Origin of the sequence: Rathayibacter sp. AY1C5 (assembly GCF_002931705.1) — a bacterium.
Taxonomy (GTDB): Bacteria; Actinomycetota; Actinomycetes; order Actinomycetales; family Microbacteriaceae; genus Rathayibacter.
This window is the reverse complement of sequence record NZ_PSWD01000008.1, coordinates 1-19,304: the sequence shown is the minus strand read 5'-3', so window position 1 is coordinate 19,304 and position 19,304 is coordinate 1. Positions and strand designations below refer to the sequence as shown.

Here is a 19,304-nt window from a genome sequence, read left to right as displayed (position 1 = left end):
GGGGCCACCGGAGGAGTCCGCGCGAGCAGGCTCCCCCGGCGACCCGGGTCGGATCCCCTACTTGACGACCGCTGCGGTGGCGGCGGAGGTGCGCGTCGCCGTTGTGTAGTCGGCCTTCTTGCCGGTGACGGTCACCGTGATCTTCTTCCCCACCGTGGCGCTGGTCGGCTTGTAGGTGGCGGAGGTCGCCCCGGAGATCGCGGTGCCGTTCGCCTTCCACTGGTAGGTGAGGGCCACCGGCGAGGGACCCCACGTGCCCGGCTTGGCGGTCAGGGTGGAGCCGACCTTCGCGGTGCCGGTGATCGTCGGGGTCGCGGCGGAGAGGGTGCCCGCCACCACGGCGCTCGTCTTCGCGGAGGTCTTCGTCACAGCGGTGAATCCGGACTTCGACCCCGTGACCGTCACGGTGATCGTCTTGCCGAGAGTGGCGCCGGTCGGCGTGTACGTCGCGGACGTCGCCCCGCTCAGAGCGGTGCCGTTCGCCTTCCACTGGTAGGCGAGGGCGACGGGGGAGGGACCCCAGGTGCCGGGCTTCGCGGTGAGGGTCGAGCCGACCTTCGCCGTGCCGCTGATGGTCGGCGTCGCGGCGGTGATCGCGCCGCCGGTCACGGCAGCGGTCCCGGAGGAGACCCGCGTGGTCGAGACGTAGCCCGACTTCGAGCCCGTGACGGCGACGGTGATCACCCTGCCCGCGTCGCCCGCGACCGGACGGTACGTGGTGCCGGTCGCCCCGCTGATCGCGGTGCCGTTCGCGCGCCACTGGTACGCGAGTGCCACGGGGGAGGGACCCCAGGTGCCGGCGCTCGCCGTGAGCGTCGAGCCGACCGCGGCGGTGCCGGTGACGGTCGGCGTCGCGGCGGTGAGGGCGGTGCCGCCGATGCGCACGACGGTCGATGCCGCCCCGCTGTCGCCTCCGGCGTTGATCGCGCTGACGCTCATCGTGTAGGTGGCGCCCGCCGCCAGGTGCGTGAACGTGAAGGAGCGGGCGGTGGCGGCGACCGTCGTCGACCACGGACCGGCGCCCGCGTTGTCGATGCCGTTGCGCGAGACGCGGTAGCCGGTGATCGCCGGGTTGCCGGCCGACTCCGGAGGCGCCCAGGAGATCGTCGCGGATCGCACGCTGTCGTTCGTGGTGCCGGCGACGCGCGTGGGAACGGAGGGGGCGAAGTAGGCGTCGGCGGTGCGGGTGACGGACGCGGTCTCGCCCGCACCGATCTCGTTGATCGCCCTCACCGTGAAGGTGTACGAGGTGTTCGGGCGGAGGTTCGTGAACGTCTGCGAGCGGCGATCAGCGGAGACGACGGTCGACCAGGGGCCGCCACCTGCGGCATCGGTGCCGTCGCGGGCCACTCGGTAGCCGGTGACGGGACTGCCGCCGCCGTTGGACGGCTCGCTCCACGACACAGTGATGGAGCTGCCCGAGGATTCGGCATGGACCTGTTCCGGTGCCGACGGCATGGAGAAGTCGGTGCTGAAACCGGCGCACGTCTTGAGAGAGTCGGTGAAAGTGCGACGATTCTTCGCTCCATAAGTAGTCGATGCCGACCAAATGCAGAACTCGTAAAAGGCTCCCTGCTCGAGACTGAAATCCGCACTGGTGGTATCGCTCGTGTAGACGTCGTCGTAACCCGGGTAACCCGCGTCGTCCTCGTCCGGAGCGAAGATCAGCTCACTGCGGGCGTGGTACTCGTCGAAATTGCAGGGCTGCCCGTTGCGGGTCGGGGCCTTCCATCGTGCAGACGCGACCTTGGTCGAGGGGTCGACCGTCACGGTGAGGTCCACGGGGCCGGGAGCGCCTGACTGGCGGTGAACATCCGCGGATGCTGCGGTGCTCTGCGTATCTGAAGGCTGAAACTGCTCGTTCTCTGAGCCGCCGGTGGGTGGGACCGAAAGGTCGGACACGCTGACGACCTCGACGCCGATCGAATCGGTGATGTGCGGTACAGCAACGGTGGTCGAGGTGCCGTTCCTCACCTCGACGGATGCCAGCGTGACGGCTTCGTAGAAGATATAACCGGGGTACCAGTACGACTTTTGAAAGACATGGACTCGATAGCCCGCGACCGCTGGCTGGGGGGCGCTCCACGAGACTGTGACGGCGTCTGAGCATCCGTCCTGCACGGCGACGACGTTCGACGGCGCAGCCGGCGAGCCCGCGGCCTGGGCCGGGGTCGCGACGAAGAGGGAGAGGAGCAGGGCGAGGAAAAGGGAGACGCTCAGGGTCTTCGTTCGCATGGAGGAGGGCATCCGGATTCGTCGGAGCGAGAAGGCCGACGACTGTCGGGCCGGAGGGATCGTCCCATGCCGCTTATCGCTGCACTAAGTCCCCCATTCAGGGCGGAATTCGACGGATTCGACAGATGTCATCAGCGCGATGACAAGCGAGGGATAAGGCTCTTCCTCCGAGAGGCGCCGCGTCATCCCTCCGGAAGCCGCCTCAAGGCGAGAGTCGCGGCGGCATCACAGCGCCCCGCGGAAGACCGGCGGTGATTTCCCGCGCCGCACCCACCGTTCACGCGCGTTCCGTGCGCCCCACGGCGAGAACCGCACGATCCTCGCGTGCAAGACTGGGCGCGAGCGTGCTCCATCCCGCTGCGTCTTGCGCGGGGCACGGAGCCACTGGACCCGGTCCGCTCATCCGCATCCTTTCGCAGGAGGACTCGAATGACCGATACCGCCGTGCTCGCCGAGGCACCCGCCCGAACCCCCGTCGCGAAGACGATCCTGATGTGCCGTCCCGAGCACTTCACCGTCGTCTACCGCATCAATCCGTGGATGGACCCGCAGGTCCCCACCGACACCTCCCTCGCCGTCCGGCAGTGGCAGACCCTCTACGACACCTACGCCGATCTCGGCTTCACGATCGAGCTGATCGAGCCCGAGGCCGGACTGCCGGACATGGTCTACGCGGCCAACGGCGGATTCGTGATCGACGGCATCGCCTACGGTGCCTCCTTCACCTACCCCGAGCGCCAGCCCGAGGGCCCGGCGTACATGGACTGGTTCCGCTCGGCCGGCTTCGACGTCCGCGTCCCCGAGGAGGTCAACGAGGGCGAGGGCGACTTCCTCCTCGTCGGCGAGCGGATCCTCGCCGGCACGGGCTTCCGCTCCGCCTCCGACTCGCACGCCGAGGTCGCCCGCGTCTTCGGCCGCGAGGTCGTCACGCTCGAGCTCGTGAACCCGTCGTTCTACCACCTCGACACAGCGATCGCCGTGCTCGACGACACGAACATCGCCTACCTCCCGAGCGCGTTCAGCGAGGAGGGCAACCGCACCCTCCGCGAGCTCTACCCCGACGCGATCCTCGTGTCGGAGGAGGACGCGTCCGTGCTCGGGCTGAACTCCTTCTCCGACGGCCTCAATGTCGTCATCGCGTCCCGTGCGACGGGCTTCGAGCGCCAGCTGCGCGAGCGCGGCTACAACCCGATCGGCGTCGACCTGTCCGAGCTGCTGCTCGGCGGCGGCGGCGTGAAGTGCTGCACGCTCGAGCTGCGCCGCTGACCCACTCTCCGTGGTCGGCGACCAGCAGCGCCGACCCACCCTCCACTGTCCACGATCCGTCGCACTCGACGCCGAGTGCGACGACTCCTGGAGAGTCGATCGTCCCCTCAGGAGGAACGACATGAGCATCACCGACACCGACACCGCCCGCTCCGCCGCCCTCATCGCCGCGGAGGAGGAGCACGCCGCCCACAACTACCACCCGCTGCCCGTCGTCGCGGCCACCGGCGACGGCGCCTGGATCACCGACGTCGAGGGCGTCCGCTACCTCGACTGCCTCGCCGCCTACTCCGCCGTGAACTTCGGCCACTCGCACCCGGTGCTGCTGGAGGCGGCCCGCGAGCAGCTCGGCCGCGTCACCCTGACCAGCCGCGCGTTCCACAACGACCGCCTCGGCCCGTTCGTCACGGCGCTCGCCGCGCTCGCCGGCAAGGACATGGTCCTGCCGATGAACACGGGCGCGGAGGCGGTCGAGTCGGGCATCAAGGTCGCCCGCGCCTGGGGCTACCGGGTCAAGGGCGTCGCTCCGGGCCGGGCGAACATCATCGTCGCGGCGGGCAACTTCCACGGCCGCACGACCACGATCATCTCGTTCAGCGACGACGCGGAGGCGCGCGACGGCTTCGCCCCGTTCACGCCCGGATTCCGCACGGTCCCGTTCGGCGACGCGGAAGCCCTCGAGGCCGCGATCGACGACGACACCGTGGCGGTGCTGATCGAGCCGATCCAGGGCGAGGCGGGCATCGTCGTGCCGCCGGCCGACTACCTCCCGGCCGTCCGCGAGATCACCGCGCGCCGCAACGTCCTCTTCATCGCCGACGAGATCCAGTCCGGCCTCGGCCGCACCGGCGCCACCTTCGCCTGCGACCTGGTCGGAGTCGTCCCCGACGTCTACCTGCTCGGCAAGGCGCTCGGCGGCGGCATCGTCCCCGTCTCGGCCGTGGTCGCGGACGCCGACGTGCTCGGCGTCCTGCAGCCGGGCCAGCACGGCTCCACCTTCGGCGGCAACCCGCTCGCCGCGGCCGTCGGCCTCGCAGTCGTCGAGATGCTCGCGACCGGCGAGTACCAGGCCCTCGCCCGCGAGCGCGGCGCGCAGTTGCACGCCCGCCTCGAGGCGCTGATCGGCCGCGGAGTGGTCGCCGTCCGCGGCGCCGGACTCTGGGCCGGCATCGACATCGACCCGGGGCTCGCCTCGGGCCGCGCCGTCTGCGAGGCCCTGATGGCCCGCGGAGTGCTGGCCAAGGACACCCACGGCTCGACGATCCGCCTGGCGCCGCCGCTCGTGGTCACCGCCGCCGAGATCGACTTCGCCGTCGACGAGCTGGAGGCCGTGCTCGAGTCGCTGCGCTGAGGCGCACCGTCCTCCCTCCGCGAGGTGCCGCTCCGGTCCGCGACACGCTGTGTCCGGCGTGCCCGAACGACATCCCGCGGGAGGGGGAGGGACGTGTTGAGACGGGACGTCTCGATGTCGCGGCAGGCCGTCGCCGCTCTGCGATACTCGCGCGATGAGCACACCTCTCCCGCCGGAGAACACCCCGCCCTCGTCCCCCGACCAACCCGCCGCAGGCCCCGCCTACGGCACGGCGACCCTCCCTCCCCGCCCCCGCGCGACCGGCCCGACCGGCCTCGCCATCGCCGCACTCGTCGTCGGCATCGTCGCGTTCCTCGTCGGCCTCGTGCCGGTCTTCGGAGCACTCGTCGGGATCGCCGCCGTCGTCCTGGGCATCCTCGCCCTCCGCCGCGGTCAGTCGAAGGCGATGTCGATCACCGGCGTCGTCCTCGGCGGTCTGGCCGTCCTCGCCTCGCTCCTGACGACGATCGGCTTCGGAGCCGCCGTGAACTCCGCCTCGAGCGACCGCCCGGCGGCCGTGATCGTCGAGTCGTCCGAGCCCACGACCGCTCCCGTCGTGCCGGCCACGGAGGAGGCGGAGGTCGTCGAGACGGCGGAGCCCGCACCCGTCGAGACGGCGGAGCCCGCACCCGTCGAGACGGTCGCCCCTGCCCCGGCGCCTGTCGAGACGGCGGCTGCTGCGCAGGTCTCGCCCGAGTTCGCCTCGGCACTCATCAAGGCGCAGAGCTACTCCGAGATGCTCCACATGAGCAAGGCGGGCCTGTACGGCCAGCTCACCTCCGAGTACGGGGAGCAGTTCTCGCCCGAGGCCGCGCAGTACGCGGTGGACACCGTCTCCGCCGACTGGAACGCCAACGCGCTGGCGAAGGCCAAGGACTACCAGGCCCAGATGGCGATGGCGCCGGAGGCCATCCGCGACCAGCTGACCAGCGAGTACGGGGAGCAGTTCACGAGCGACGAGGCCGACTACGCCATCGCGCACCTGAACGACTAGTCCCACTCGGACCGTCGCGGCACTGCGCGGCCACTGAGCAGGTCCTCCCGGAGCGCGCCGCCGTCCGTCGCCCACGACCCGGGCGACGGAGGGCGGCGGACCACCGGAGCCGGTTCAGGCCAGGACGGCGAGGGTGACGGGGAGCGCCTCGCTCCACCTGCCGGTCAGCCGCTCCTCGCCCTCGAGGAACGGCGGCGCGAGGACCCGCGCGAGGACGAGAGTCAGACCGTCGGCCGAGGTCGTGGTGGTCCGTGCGTCGCTGCGGACGAGCACCGTCGACGGCGGCCCGGACGCTCCGGCGCCTGATCCGCTGCCCTGCACCGTCGCGGTCGGCGGGCGGACGATGCGCTGCCCGTCCTCCTCGAAATGCTGCTCGACCTCCCGGGCGCCGGTGCGGATCGCCGTGGCGAAGGCGGCGATCGCGACGGGGTCGCCGGCACCGTCGTAGACCCAGCGACGACCGAGGACGGTGTGCTCGACGGTCGCGAGGAGATGCGCGTCACCGCCGGCGAGAGGCGAGCCGCGGTAGGTCAGCGGCACCTGGAGCGGCGGCTGCCCGGTCGACTGGACGATCAGCGTCTCCACTCCCACCTCGCCATCGGGGTCGTCGAACCGGTAGGCGCCGAGCTGCGTGAATCCGCCGCCCTCGCACCAGGGCTGCGTCGGCGCCCATGCCTCCACGATCTCGAGCTTCCCGGGGGTGATCGTCGCACGGTGCAGAAGGGCCATGCACCGAGAGTAGAGCCGGCCGATCCGTCCGGAGGAGTGCCCGTCAGCGAGCGGCGCCCGCCGTCGCCGACTCGGGCAGGCTGCTCATGGGGAGGGTGTACTCGCCCTTCAGCGCCGAGATCCAGACGGTGGTCGGGGCGACGGCGGCGAAGTTCGAGTTGAGCAGCGCCATCAGCGTGGTGTGCAGGGAGTGCGCGTCGATCGTGCCGGCGTCGTTCGCGATCGCGATCGCGCCCGTCGCATCCGAGAGGACCTCGGCGCGGAGCCCGTGCGTCTCCGCCTCGGCGGCCGAGGCGAGGATGCAGTTGTTGGTCATGTAGCCGACGAGGGTGATCGTGTCGGCGTCGTGCTCGCGGAGCCAGTCGAGCAGGTCGGTCCCCGCGAAGACCGTGCCGAACTGCTTCGTGACGTTCTTCCACGAATCCGAGCGGCGCTTCTCGATCTCCGGGTGCAGCGCGAAGGACGGACCCGACGGGTCGAAGATCGGCGCTCCCTCGCCCGCGCTGTGCTGGACGACGGCGATAGGGAGGCCCGCGGCGGCGGCGGAGTCCAAAGCGGCGGCTATCCTCGGCAGCGACTGCGCGTGCGGCGGGTACTGGATCTCGAGCGGACCGCTGAAGTACTCCTGCTGCACGTCGACGAGGATCAGTGCGCGGCGCGGTGTGGTCATGAGGTGCTCCCATCGGTGGCGGACGTCCCCGATCCTCCCGCCCGGGGCTGGGAGCGGCGGTCAGCCACGCGGCCCGCGACCCGGTCGTGGGCGCAGGCCCACACCTCCTCGTGCTCGAGCGGAGTGAGGACGCCGGCGTCGAGCAGCCGGTCGGCCCGCCGCAGCGCGGCCGCGATCGCCGCCTGCTCGGCGACGGCGGGGGAGTCGACGTCCGCGATCACGAGCCGGCGGGCGCAGGCCCGGCGGAGGCGGCGGGTCGAGCGGGCCGAGAGGAGCAGGAGCGACGCGGTCGGCAGGGCGAGCGCGGCCAGCAGGAGGAGCGGCAGCCGGTCAAGCGCGAGCGTCCCGACGGCGCCGGCGGCCGTCACGGCCACGACCAGCTGCGGACCGGCCGCGTGCAGGCGGAGGCGCCTCCGCTCCTCGACGGAGGTGCCGGGCGCGAAGACCACGAGCTCGCTCCGGACGACGCCGTACCGGCTCGCGCCGACGGTGTGGCGGCCCCAGCGGGGACCGGCGTCGAGGAGGCGGAGGAGCAGGTGCACGAGCGCCATCGTCTGCCCGCGACGGCGGGTGCAAGGGGATCCTGACGGAACGCGGACGCGCACCGGGCCGATCCGCACGGTCCGCTCGCGCGACGCTCACGACCCCCTCACGACGCGGGATCGCGCGCCGACGTCCCTCCCCAGCCGATTACCCGTGAGGAAAGCGTGAGGATCCGCTCATTCCGGGCGGGCGCGCTCCTCACGGCGAGTAGAAACATCCAGTGACCTCTTCCGTCGTCCGTGGCGACCCCGACGCCCTCGAACCCTCCCCTCTCTCCTCCGCGCGCGCGGGCGGGGTGAAGGCGTGGCTCCTCGAGGGCCTCCGCGACGACTCCGGAGCGCACCCCGGCCCCCACGCGGCCACCGGAAGGACGCACTCGTGGTGGCGCGTCATGTGCCTCACCGGCGTCGACTACTTCTCGACCCTCGGCTACCAGCCGGCCATCGCGGCGCTCGCCGCGGGCCTCGTCTCTCCGCTCGCGACGATCGTCCTGGTGGTGCTGACGCTCCTCGGCGCGCTCCCCGTCTACCGCCGCGTGGCCCGCGAGAGCTTCCGCGGCGAGGGGTCGATCGCGATGCTCGAGCGCCTGCTGCCCTGGTGGGGCGGCAAGCTCTTCGTGCTCGTGCTGCTGGGGTTCGCGGCCACCGACTTCATGATCACGATCACGCTCTCGGCGGCCGACGCGACGGCGCACGCGGTCGAGAACCCGTTCGCCCCCGCCTGGTTCCACGGGGCGGAGGTGCCGCTCACGCTGGGGCTGATCGCCCTGCTGGGGATCGTGTTCCTGCGCGGGTTCCGCGAGGCCATCTCGATCGCGGTCGTGCTCGTGGCCGTGTTCCTCCTGCTCAACGCGATCGTGATCGCCGTGGCGATCGGGCACGTGGCCGAGAACCCCGTCGTCATCGGCGACTGGTGGTCGGCGCTCACGACCCAGCACGGGAATCCGCTGGTCATGGTCGGCATCGCGCTCATCGTGTTCCCCAAGCTCGCGCTCGGGCTCTCCGGCTTCGAGACCGGGGTCGCTGTCATGCCGCAGATCCGCGGCGACGCGGGCGACACCGAGGACGCCCCCGTCGGCCGCATCCGCGGGGCGAAGCGGCTGCTCATCACCGCCGCCGTCACGATGTCGGCGTTCCTCATCACCTCGAGCTTCGTCACCACGCTGCTCATCCCGCAGGCGCAGTTCCAGCCGGGCGGCGAGGCCAACGGCCGCGCGCTGGCCTACCTCGCGCACGAGTACCTCGGCGAGGGCTTCGGCACGGCCTACGACGTCGCGACGATCTGCATCCTCTGGTTCGCGGGCGCCTCCGCGCTGGCCGGCCTGCTCAACATCGTCCCGCGCTACCTGCCCCGCTACGGCATGGCGCCGCAGTGGGCCGGCGCCGTCCGTCCGCTCGTGCTGGTCTTCACCGTCGTCGCCTTCGTCATCACGATCCTCTTCCGCGCCGACGTCGACGCGCAGGGCGGGGCCTACGCGACCGGCGTGCTGGTGCTGATCACCTCCGCGTCCGTCGCCGTGTTCCTCTCGGCGAAGCGCAGGAAGCAGCGCAAGCGCGCCGTGGGCTTCGCGGTCATCGCGCTGGTCTTCGTCTACACGACGGTCGTGAACGTGGTCGAGAGGCCCGACGGCGTGAGGATCGCGGCGGTCTTCATCGTCGGCATCCTCGCGGTCTCGCTCGTCTCGCGCGTGCACCGCTCGTTCCAGCTGCGCGCCACCTCCGTGGTGTTCGACGCCGCCGCGATCGACTTCCTCACCACGGACGCCGACGACTACGGCGTGATCCGCATCCTCGCGAACGAGCCCGACGACGGCTCCGAGGCGGAGTACCGGGACAAGCTGGCGGAGGAGCAGCGCGACAGCAACCTGCCGATGCGCGGCCCGGTGCTCTTCCTCGAGGTGCATACCACCGACTCCTCCGACTTCGAGGAGGACCTGGTCGTGCAGGGCCGCGTCTGCCACGGCTTCCGCGTGCTGACGGTGACCAGCGGCAACATCCCGAACACCATCGCCACGGTGCTGCTCGAGATCCGCGACCTCACCGGCGTGATCCCGGACGTCTACTTCGAGTGGACCGAGGGCGGCCCCATCTCGAACATGTTCCGCTTCCTCATCACCGGCACCGGCGAGGTCGCCCCCGTCACCCGCGAGGTCCTCCGCCGCGCGGAGTCCCGCCGCGACCGCCGGCCTGGCGTGCACGTGGGCTGACGCCTGCTGCGCGGCCGGGGCGTGGCGGCGCCGAGGTGCCGCTCCTGCTGCAGGATGCCGCCGAGACGCCGCTCCGTCATCGAGACACCGCTGCAGGAGCGGTGCGTCGGCGGAGGAGGCGGCGTCCCGGCGCGCGGCGGCCCCGTAGCGTGGGCGCGGGCACCCGTCGGGGCGCCGACACCGACGAACGGACGACGATGACCCTCGAGGACCAGCGCGCGCACATCCTGACCGGCGCCGTGTACGACGACATGACCCCCGAGCTGGTCGCCGCGCGCGAGCGGGCGGTCCTCGCCTCGAACGCGTACAACGCGAGCTTCGGGCGTCCCCCGGTCGAGCGGGAGGCTCTGCTCCGCGAGCTCGTCGCCTCGGTGGGCGCGGACGCGCACCTCGAGCCGACGTTCCGGTGCGAGTTCGGGTTCAACATCACGATCGGCGACCGCTTCTACGCGAACTTCGACTGCATCCTGCTCGACGGCGCCCCCATCACGATCGGCGACGACGTGCTGTTCGGCCCGCGCGTCTCGATCTACACGTCGAACCACGCCCTCGACCCGGCCGAGCGCGCCGCCGGCGCCTGCACCGCGAAGCCGGTCGTCGTCGGCGACGGCGTCTGGATCGGCGGCGGCGTCACGATCAACCAGGGCGTCACCATCGGCGACGGGGCCGTGATCGGCTCGGGCAGCGTCGTCACCCGCGACGTTCCTCCGCTCACCATCGCGGCCGGCGTCCCCGCCCGCGTCCTCCGCTCGATCACCCCCGACGACCGGACCGGCTACCGCCCGGCCCACTGACGGCGGCCCGCGCCGGCTCCGAGACGTCGGCCCCGAGACGCCTCAGGACGGCTCCCGGCCTCGCGGCGATCCGCCCTCAGGACTTCACGGTCGACAGAGGCTCGGTGATGCTCTCGAGGCTGCGGCGCTCGGCGTCGACGCCGAAGATCAGGGCGATCACGCCGCCGAGGATCATCACGGCGGCGCCGACGAAATAGCCGATCGTCAGCGGACCGCGGTCGCTGCCGTCGCCGATCAGGGCGCCGTAGAGGGCGGGGGCGACCGCTCCGGCGATCTGGCCGAGGGTGAAGAAGTACGAGATCGCCTGGCTGCGCAGCTCGAGCGGGAAGATCTCGCTCACGGTGAGGTAGGCGCTCGAGGCTCCGGCGGAGGCGAAGAAGAACGACACGCACCAGAGGATCGTCTGCGTCGTCGCGGTCAGGACGTCCATGCTGAAGAGGACCGCCGAGACGGCCAGGACCGCTCCCGAGACGCCGTAGGTGAGGAAGATCATCTTCCGCCGGCCCCACACGTCGAACAGGTGGCCGAGCACCAGCGGCCCGACGAGGTTGCCGATCGCGAACGGGAAGAAGAAGTACGAGATCGCGCTCTGCTCGACTCCGTAGAAGTTCTCGAGCACCAGAGCGTAGGTGAAGAAGATCGCGTTGTAGAGGAACGACTGGGTGATCATCATCGTCGCGCCCACCAGCGTCCGCTTCGGGTACTGCCGCAGCAGCACCCGGGCGATGGTGCGGAACGGGATGCTCTCCGTCGCCTTCACGGTGATCGCCTTCGCGTCGTCGACAGGCTCGAGCACGCCGCCCTCCGCCTCCACTCGGCGCTCGATCTCGTCGACGGTGCGCTCCGCCTCCTCCTCGCGGCCGTGCGTCATCAGCCAGCGCGGGCTCTCGGGGATGTGGCGGCGGAGGTAGATGATCGCCAGTCCGAGGATCGGGCCGAGGAAGAAGCCGAGGCGCCAGCCGACGTTCTCGGCGAAGAGCGCGTCGTTCAGGAAGAACAGGTTGGCCGCGGAGCCCAGAGCCGCGCCGCCCCAGTAGGTGCCGTTGATCGCGATGTCGACGCGGCCGCGGTACTTGGAGGGGATGAGCTCGTCGATCGCGGAGTTGATCGCCGCGTACTCGCCGCCGATCCCCATGCCCGCGAAGAAGCGGAACACGGCGAGGAAGACGTAGTTCGGCGCGAGTCCCGCCAGGCCGCTGGCGACCAGGTAGATGACGAGCGTCAGGATGAACAGCTTGCGCCGCCCGAGCTTGTCGCTCAGCCGCCCGAAGATCAGGGCGCCCGCGATCTGGCCGCACAGGTAGATCGTGCCGAGCAGGCCGACCTCGAAGGCCGAGAGCCCGAACTCCTTCGCGAAGCCGGCGGAGGCGACGATCTGGATCTCGAGGCCGTCGAGCACCCACGAGAAGCCGAGGCCGACGACGATCGACCAGTGGAAGCGGGTCCAGGGGAGCCTGTCGATGCGGGCGGGCACGAGGCTCCGGACCGGGCCGCGCGGACTGGTGGATGTCGACATGGCGAGCGCCTTCCTGTCGCCCCGGCGTCGTTGCGGAGGAACGCTGTCCCGAGCGCGGCGAGACGACACTAGACCCGCGGGCGGCTCCATATCGCCGGGCTATTCACCCCTTGTCACGGACCGCCGAGCGGGTGTATTCCGGGGACCGGTGCCCACCCGGGGGCGGAGCGCGGCGCGGAGCTCATCGGTCCGGATCCGGAGCGAGGCGCGGTGGACGCGAGCCCGGATCCGTCCCGCGGGGCCTGACACCGCCCGCCTCCTCGGCCTAGCGTGGAGGCATGATCGACGCGACGCCCGCGGGCACCCCCACCTACGTCCTCAGCGAGGGGCCCGTCTGGGATCCGGACACCGCCCGCCTCACCTGGGTCGACATCGAGGCCGGCGCGGTCCTGTCCGCCCCCGTCACCGCGGAGGGGATCGGAGCGATCTCGCGCACCGACGTCGGCGAGCAGGTCGGCGCCGCGCTGCCCCTGGGCGACGGGCGGACGCTCGTCGCGCTGACCCGGCGGCTCGCGATCCTGGAGGTCGACGGCTCCCTCACGCGCGGCTCCGAGCTGCTGCCGGAGGGGCACCGCTTCAACGACGGCACGATCGACCCGCAGGGGCGCCTCCTGGTCGGCTCGCTGACCCTCGGCGAGTCGGCGGGCGACGACGTCCTGCTGCGCATCGAGCACGACGGATCCGTCACCGTGCTCGACGACGACCTGCGGCTCTCGAACGGACTCGGCTTCTCGCCGGACGGCTCCGTGCTGTACTCGGCCGACACCGAGTCGGGCGTGATCCACCGCCGCTCCTACGCGGACGCCGAGCACGGCCCGCGCGAGCCCTTCGTCGAGCTCGAGGAGGGCGTGTTCGCCGACGGACTGACCGTGGACGCCGACGGCCGCGTGTGGGTCGCGGTCTGGGGCGGGAGCGGCGTTCGAGTGTTCGAGGCCGACGGCAGCCCGGTCGAGGGCGAGGGCATCAGGATCGACGCCCCGCACTCCTCCAGCATCGCCTTCGCGGGGGAGGACCTGGACATCGCGGTCGTCACCTCCGCATCACGCGACCTCTCGGCGGACGAACGGGCGCGTCATCCGCACGCCGGCGGACTGTGGATCGCGCAGCCCGGAGCCCGCGGCCGCGCCGCCACGCGCTGGGTGGAGGGCCCTCTGCCCTAGGCGCGGCCGGTCGCCCGTCAGACGGCGGGCGCCGTCGGCGGGCTCGGCTCCGATGCGGGCTGCGGCACGAGGGTCAGCCGCGAGATGCGGTAGCGGTCCGTCTCGGCCACGCGGAGCAGGTGGTCGCCGACGAGCACGGAGTCGCCCACGACGGCCACACGGCCGATCCGGTCGAGGACGAACCCGCCGACCGTCTCGTACGGACCCTCGGGCAGCTCGATGCCCAGCTGCTCCGCCAGGTCCTCGAGGATCATCCCGCCGTCGACGTCGTGCAGCTGCTCGGCCGCCTTCGCGTCGACCGCCTGGCGGGCGCCGTCGTACTCGTCGTAGATCTCGCCGACGAGCTCCTCGAGCAGGTCCTCCAGCGTGATGATGCCGTCGGTCCCTCCGTACTCGTCGATGACGACGGCGATCTGGTGGCCGTCCTGCCGCATGGTGCGCAGGGCCGCGAGCACCTTCGTCGTACCGGGGACCGCGAGGATCGGGCGGGTGATGTCGGCGACGCTGCTCGCGGTGCCGGCGCGGCCCGCCTCCGGGAACGCGGACATCAGGTCGCGCACGTGGACGAAGCCGAGCACGTCGTCGAAGTCGTCGCCGACCACCGGGTAGCGCGAGTGCGGCTGGTCGAGGACCGCCGCGTAGCCCTCGGCCACGCTGAGCGCGCCGCGGAGGAAGTCGACGTCCGGGCGCGGGCGCATCACCTCGGCGACGCGGCGGTCGTCCGCGCGGAAGATGTCGGTGAGCAGCCGGCGGCTGTCCTCGTGGATCTCGGTGTTGCTGGAGATCATGTCGCGCACCTCGTCGGCCGAGACGCTCTCGCCCTTCTCGCGCGGGTCGGCGCCGAGGAGGCGGACGACGGCGTCGGTCGAGACGGACAGCAGCCAGATCACGGGGCGCATCAGGCGCGCCAGGGCGTTGAGCGGGGGCGCGAGGGCCTTGGTGAACGCGACGGACTTCTGCATCGCCAGGCGCTTGGGGACCAGCTCGCCCAGCACCAGGGAGAGGTACGCGATGACGAGGGTCATCAGGATCAGGGCGACGGTCGAGGCGGCGGAGGCCGAGAGGCCGAGCGACTGCAGCGGCGGCACGAGGTCGGGCGCGATGGTCGAGGCGCCGTACGCCGAGGAGAAGAAGCCGGCGAGCGTGACGCCGATCTGGACCGCGGAGAGGAACGTGTTGGGGTTGCGGACGAGCTCGGCGATGCGCCGGCCGCGCTCGCTGCCGGCCTCGATCGCGCGGACCTGGCTCTCGCGGAGGCTGACGATGGCCATCTCGGTGCCCGCGAAGACGCCTCCGAGGAGGACGAACAGCACGACGAGGCCGATGTTGAGGAGGGTGTCGAGATCCACGCCGACCAGAGTAGGGATGCCGGCCGTGAGAACGCCTCGTGGACTCTCAGGGAGCGGGGTCGGACGGGACGACGCCCCGCCCGCCCGCTCAGGACGCGTCGGCCGGGCGCACGCCGATCGTGAGGATGAGGTTCGCGTAGATGCGGCGGTCGCCCGAGGCGATGGTGAGCGCGACGTCGGGCGTGCGCGCCTCGGCGTAGAAGGCGTGCCGCTCGAGCGAGGTGAAGGGGACGCCGTCGAGGGACCGGCGGAAGGCGTCCTGCGCGGGGACGTCGATCCCGGGCGCGGGGGTCATGACCGTCGCCTCCTCGACGACGATCGCCGAGAGCAGGGCGTCGAGGATCTCGTCGACGGTCAGCATGTCGGGCCGGAGGTTCAGGTGCACCAGGGCGGAGTTCGGTCCGAGCGTGGTGCCGACGGGGTAGTTGCCGTCGGCGATGAGGACGCGGGAGCCGTGGCCCGCGCGGGCGAGCGCGTGCAGGATCTCGGGGTGGAGGAGGGTCGTGGTCAGCAAGAGGAGCTCCTAGAGGTCGTGGAGGTGGGCGACGGACGAGCCGGCGAGCAGGCGGCCGGGAAGCCTCCGCTCCTGGGGGCCGGGCTGCTCCGCCCCGGAGTCGAGGCGGAGGCGGACGAGGGCGGCGGCCTCGGCGGCGATCGCCTCCGTCGGCTGGGCGATCGTGGTCAGGTGCGGGCGGACCACGCGGGCCAGCTCGACGTTGTCGAAGCCGACGACGGAGAGGTCCGTCGGCACGCGCAGCCCGGAGTCGCCGAGGGCGATCAGGGCGCCGACCGTCAGCTCGCGGTTGCTCGCGAACAGGGCGGTCGGCCGGGGGCTCAGGGCGAGGATCCGCTCGACGGCGGCGACCCCGCTCTCGACCGTCAGCGGGCCGCGCACCACGGCGTCGGCGGCGGGGTGCACGCCGCGCTCGGCCAGGGCGGCGAGGAAGCCGGCGGTCCGCTCCCGGGTGGAGGACACTCCGTCCTCCCCGCCGAGCACCGCGATCGAGCGGTGGCCGTGGTCGAGGAGGTGGCGGGCGGCGGAGGCGCCGGCGCCCGCGTTGTCGAGCGCGACGCGATCGGTGACCAGTGCGTCGTCGATCCAGTCGACGGCCACCACGGGGGTGCCCTGCTCGGAGGCGCGGCGCAGCGCGTCGACGTCGCCCGCGGACGGCACCGCCACGATCCCGTCGACCATCTTCTCGAGCAGCAGGTCGACCGCGGCTCCCGGCTCGGGGCGGCTCACGCCGACCAGCACGCCGATGCCCTCTCCGCGCAGGGCCCGCTCGAGGCCCGCGATGATCGAGAGGTGGAACTCGTTGTCGAGGGCGGGCAGCAGCACTCCGATTGTGCGGGAGCGCCGCGAGCGCAGGCCTCGAGCGAAGCCGTTGACGCGGAAGCCGACCTCGGCGGCCGCCGCCTCGATCGCCGCCCGGTTCTCGGGGCGCACGGGGAGCCCGTTGTAGTGCTTCGAGATGGTCGAGAGGGAGAGGCCGGTCAGCCGCTGCAGGTCCTTGTAGGTGGCCACGTCATAGGGTGGCGCGGGGCGAGCCGTAGCCGCTCCAGCCCGGGATCGTGCCGTCGGCGTCCCACAGGTCGAGCCAGCCGGTGCTGCCGGGCCAGAGGAAGACCTGGCCCTTGATCAGCCGGTTGTTGCGCTCGGCGCCGCGCAGCGCCTCCTGCTCCTCGGCCGTGAGCACCAGGGAGGCGGCGGCCAGGTTCGCCTCGATCTGCTCCGGCTTCACCGCGAACGGGATCGGGATCTGGCCGCGGTTCACCGCCCAGGCGAGGCACACGACGGCCGGATGCACGCCCCGCTCCTCGGCGATCGCCCGCACCGCGGGGTGCTCGATGTCGACGATGTCGCCCTCCACCCGGTCGCGCTCCGGCCGCGACGGCGAGCCCAGCGGCGAGTAGCCGATCGGCTGGATGCGGTGGTCGAGGCAGAAGCGGAACAGCTCCGGCTGCTGGAAGCAGGGGTGCAGCTCCATCTCGTTCAGCTGCGGGGCGATGCGGACGTCGGCGAGGATCCGCTCGAGCTTGGGGATGGTGACGTTGGAGGTGCCGAGGTGCCGGACGAGGCCCCGGTCGACCATGCTCTCGAGCGCTCGCCAGGTCTCGAGGAACGCCTCGTGGACGTACGGGCGGGCGTGCGGATCGCGTGCGTCGGTCTCGGCGTGCGGCGGGTGGTGATTGGGGAAGGGCCAGTGCACGAAGACGGCGTCGAGCACGTCGAGGCCGAGATCGGCGAGCGAGCGCTCGACGGAGGCGACGGCCGCCGCGGGCTCGTGCGCGTCGTTCCAGATCTTCGACATGACGAAGAGCTCGTCGCGGTCGACTCCGGAGTCGGCGATCGCCCGGCCGACGCGCGGCTCGTTGCCGTAGACGGTGGCGCAGTCGAGGAGGCGGAAGCCGGCGCGGAGGGAGTGCTCGACCGCGAGGCCGACGGTCTCGGCGTCGTAGCGGTCGGAGCCGAACGTGCCGGCGCCGATGGCGGGGATGCGGCTGCCGCTCGCGAGGACGCGGTGGCTCGGCGGAGTGGGGGCCATGCGGATCCTCCTGGTGCGGCGGCGGGGGCGAAACGTTGCGCTCCACGGTAGGCGGGGAAGGATGGTGGCGTCAACGATGCCGTGGACTGGGGTGCGTAACGTTTCGTGCGGTGGGTGCCTTCGTCCTCCGTTCCTGCCCCGCCTCCCTCGAGAGTCCAGTAGTCGTCGCACTCGAGCGCGACTGCGACGACTCCTGGACTGTCGAGAAGAGCCCTGCCCCTCCGCTCCGCTCACACCAGCCGGCGCGACTCCTCCGTGACCACGCGGAACCAGCGCGCGCCGTAGCCGTCGAGGGGCACCGACACGGCGCCGTCCTCGCCGAGCGGGAGCGACTCGCCGCCGAGGGAGTCGACCAGCCGCGCCCCGGCGGGGGTGTCGGGGAGCGTCAGGTGCGCCGTGCGCGGGTTCGACGCCAGGTTGTGCACCGCGACGGTCGTGCCGGTCGACGCGGACATCCGGTGCGCGAGCACGCTCGGCTCGTCGCAGGGGAGGTGCGTGTACTCGCCCCAGCCGATCTCCGGCGACCGCCGGTACAGCCAGGCGAGGCCCTTCACGTGGGCCAGGAGGGAGTCCGGATCCTGGAGCTGCGCGGCCGCGTTCACGTGCTCGGGTCCGAAGCCGCCGCCGGGAGGGGCGGCGATCAGGTCGGAGGCGTCGGCACGCGAGAACCCGCCGTTGGCGGCGCTGCTCCACTGCATCGGGGTCCGCACGGCGCTGCGGCCCGGGATGTCGGCGTTCTCGCCCATCCCGATCTCCTCGCCGTAGTACAGCACCGGGGTCCCGGGCAGCGAGAAGACCAGGCTGTGGACCAGGCGGACGCGGCGCGGGTCGCCGTCGACCATCGGCGGGAGGCGGCGGACGATGCCGCGCCCGTGGATCCGCTGCGACTGCTCCGGAGCGAACGCCGCGAAGACCTCGTCGCGCTCGTCGTCGCTCAGCTGGTCGAGGGTGAGCTCGTCGTGGTTGCGCGCGAAGTTCGCCCACTGGCTGCCGACGGAGATCTCGGGGCGGCTCGCGAGCGCCTCGACGAGCGGCGCCGCCTCCTCGCGGGCCAGCGCGAGGTAGAGGCGCTGGTTGCCGATGAAGTCGAACTGCATCGACAGCTCGTCCGCGTCCTCGCCGCCGAAGAAGCCGAGCTGCTCCTCGCGGGTCACGTTGACCTCGCCCAGCAGCATCGCCTCGCCGGAGCGCCGCGAGACGAAGCGGCGCAGCAGGCGCAGCCACTCGTGCTCGTCGCGTTCGCCGGGCTCGATCAGATACGGCACCGCGTCGACCCGGAAGCCGTCGACGCCCAGCTGCAGCCAGAACCCGATGAGCTTCGCGATCTCGTCGCGCACGGCCGGGTTCTCGGTGTTGAGGTCGGGCTGGTGCCGGTAGAAGTGGTGCAGGTAGTACTGGCCCGCCTCCTCGTCGCGGAACCAGACGCCGTCCTCCGCGTCCGGGAACACGTTCGCGGGCTGATCGGCGGGCGGCTCGTCGCGCCAGACGTAGTAGTCGCGGTACGGGCTGTCGGGGGAGGAGCGGGCGGCCTGGAACCAGGGGTGCTGGTCCGAGGTGTGGTTGACGACGAGGTCGACGATCACGCGCATCCCGCGGTCGTGGGCGGTCCGGATCACCTCGACGACGTCGCCGTGGTGCCCGAAGCGCTCGTCCACTCCGTAGAAGTCGCTGATGTCGTAGCCGTTGTCGCGGCCGGGGGACCGGTAGAACGGCGCGAGCCAGAGGCAGCTGACGCCGAGCTCGGCCAGGTAGTCGATCCGGTGGACGAGGCCCTCGAGGTCGCCGACGCCGTCGTCGTCCCAGTCCATGAACGTCTTCACGTCGAGGTTGTAGAAGACGGCGGTGCGCCACCACAGGTCGCTGGTGTCGGTGACCCTCATGCGCGGGGCTCCGGGCGGGAGGAGGCGGAGGGTGCGGGGGTGAGTGGCGCACCGCCGTCTTCTAC

General features: G+C 71.8%; 16 protein-coding genes. 6 read left to right on the top strand and 10 right to left on the bottom strand.

The features are described from left to right. Window positions 1-57: 57 nt before the first annotated feature. Window positions 58-2,235, bottom strand: a complete 2,178-nt coding sequence (locus C5C57_RS08365) for a fibronectin type III domain-containing protein (RefSeq protein ID WP_181069125.1) — start codon at window positions 2,233-2,235, stop codon at window positions 58-60. A 429-nt stretch (window positions 2,236-2,664) separates the two neighbouring features. Here C5C57_RS08365 and ddaH point away from each other — a divergent pair, with 429 nt between their 5' ends. The 3 genes from ddaH (at window position 2,665) to C5C57_RS08350 (ending at window position 5,846) form a co-directional block, all read left to right on the top strand. Continuing rightward, window positions 2,665-3,501 carry a dimethylargininase gene (ddaH, locus tag C5C57_RS08360; protein WP_104226838.1) on the top strand — a complete coding sequence of 279 codons (837 nt, stop codon included), beginning with the start codon at window positions 2,665-2,667 and terminating at the stop codon, window positions 3,499-3,501. Window positions 3,502-3,622: 121 nt separating this feature from the next. Beyond that, window positions 3,623-4,852 (top strand): ornithine--oxo-acid transaminase, encoded by a 1,230-nt coding sequence (gene rocD / locus C5C57_RS08355; RefSeq protein ID WP_181069123.1) that lies wholly within the window; start codon window positions 3,623-3,625, stop codon window positions 4,850-4,852. Window positions 4,853-5,006: 154 nt separating this feature from the next. Then, on the top strand, window positions 5,007-5,846 hold the full coding sequence (locus C5C57_RS08350; protein ID WP_104297488.1) for an Ltp family lipoprotein: 840 nt from the start codon (window positions 5,007-5,009) through the stop codon (window positions 5,844-5,846). 114 nt (window positions 5,847-5,960) lie between these two features. Here C5C57_RS08350 and C5C57_RS08345 read toward each other — a convergent pair whose 3' ends face one another. From C5C57_RS08345 to C5C57_RS08335, 3 genes are read right to left on the bottom strand one after another with little or no spacing between them, the layout of a single operon-like run. Further along, window positions 5,961-6,575, bottom strand: a complete 615-nt coding sequence (locus C5C57_RS08345; protein WP_104227321.1) for a hypothetical protein — start codon at window positions 6,573-6,575, stop codon at window positions 5,961-5,963. Window positions 6,576-6,618: 43 nt separating this feature from the next. Then, complete coding sequence (locus C5C57_RS08340; protein WP_104297487.1) at window positions 6,619-7,245, bottom strand: isochorismatase family protein; 627 nt, start codon at window positions 7,243-7,245, stop codon at window positions 6,619-6,621. Next, on the bottom strand, window positions 7,242-7,787 hold the full coding sequence (locus C5C57_RS08335) for a DUF6611 family protein (protein WP_146082394.1): 546 nt from the start codon (window positions 7,785-7,787) through the stop codon (window positions 7,242-7,244). Before C5C57_RS08335 ends, C5C57_RS08340 begins: the two co-directional genes overlap by 4 nt. A gap of 221 nt (window positions 7,788-8,008) precedes the next feature. Here C5C57_RS08335 and C5C57_RS08330 point away from each other — a divergent pair, with 221 nt between their 5' ends. Together C5C57_RS08330 and C5C57_RS08325 are read left to right on the top strand one after the other, a co-directional pair. After that, window positions 8,009-9,994: an amino acid permease gene (locus C5C57_RS08330; RefSeq protein ID WP_374953599.1), complete on the top strand. Its 1,986-nt coding sequence runs from the start codon at window positions 8,009-8,011 to the stop codon at window positions 9,992-9,994. Between the two features lie 197 nt (window positions 9,995-10,191). Continuing rightward, window positions 10,192-10,788: a sugar O-acetyltransferase gene (locus C5C57_RS08325; RefSeq protein WP_104248278.1), complete on the top strand. Its 597-nt coding sequence runs from the start codon at window positions 10,192-10,194 to the stop codon at window positions 10,786-10,788. Between the two features lie 76 nt (window positions 10,789-10,864). On the opposite strand, the gene C5C57_RS08320 is transcribed toward C5C57_RS08325, so the two are convergent. After that, window positions 10,865-12,304, bottom strand: coding sequence for an MFS transporter (locus C5C57_RS08320; RefSeq protein WP_104225083.1), 1,440 nt, complete (start codon window positions 12,302-12,304; stop codon window positions 10,865-10,867). 278 nt (window positions 12,305-12,582) lie between these two features. Between C5C57_RS08320 and C5C57_RS08315 the strand changes: the two genes are divergently transcribed. Beyond that, on the top strand, window positions 12,583-13,464 hold the full coding sequence (locus C5C57_RS08315) for an SMP-30/gluconolactonase/LRE family protein (RefSeq protein ID WP_104239634.1): 882 nt from the start codon (window positions 12,583-12,585) through the stop codon (window positions 13,462-13,464). A gap of 17 nt (window positions 13,465-13,481) precedes the next feature. Here the strand turns inward: C5C57_RS08315 and C5C57_RS08310 are convergent, their stop codons facing one another. The 5 genes from C5C57_RS08310 to C5C57_RS08290 form a co-directional block, all read right to left on the bottom strand. Continuing rightward, complete coding sequence (locus C5C57_RS08310; RefSeq protein ID WP_104233863.1) at window positions 13,482-14,813, bottom strand: hemolysin family protein; 1,332 nt, start codon at window positions 14,811-14,813, stop codon at window positions 13,482-13,484. Window positions 14,814-14,901: 88 nt separating this feature from the next. Next, window positions 14,902-15,327, bottom strand: coding sequence for an RbsD/FucU family protein (locus C5C57_RS08305; RefSeq protein WP_104225080.1), 426 nt, complete (start codon window positions 15,325-15,327; stop codon window positions 14,902-14,904). A 9-nt stretch (window positions 15,328-15,336) separates the two neighbouring features. Continuing rightward, window positions 15,337-16,338, bottom strand: a complete 1,002-nt coding sequence (locus tag C5C57_RS08300; RefSeq protein WP_104248273.1) for a LacI family DNA-binding transcriptional regulator — start codon at window positions 16,336-16,338, stop codon at window positions 15,337-15,339. A gap of 1 nt (window position 16,339) precedes the next feature. Beyond that, entirely contained in the window at window positions 16,340-17,359 is a 1,020-nt protein-coding gene (locus C5C57_RS08295; RefSeq protein ID WP_104248274.1) for an aldo/keto reductase, read from the bottom strand. A 230-nt stretch (window positions 17,360-17,589) separates the two neighbouring features. Continuing rightward, window positions 17,590-19,239, bottom strand: a complete 1,650-nt coding sequence (locus C5C57_RS08290; RefSeq protein WP_104248275.1) for an alpha-amylase family protein — start codon at window positions 19,237-19,239, stop codon at window positions 17,590-17,592. Between the last annotated feature and the right edge of the window lie 65 nt (window positions 19,240-19,304).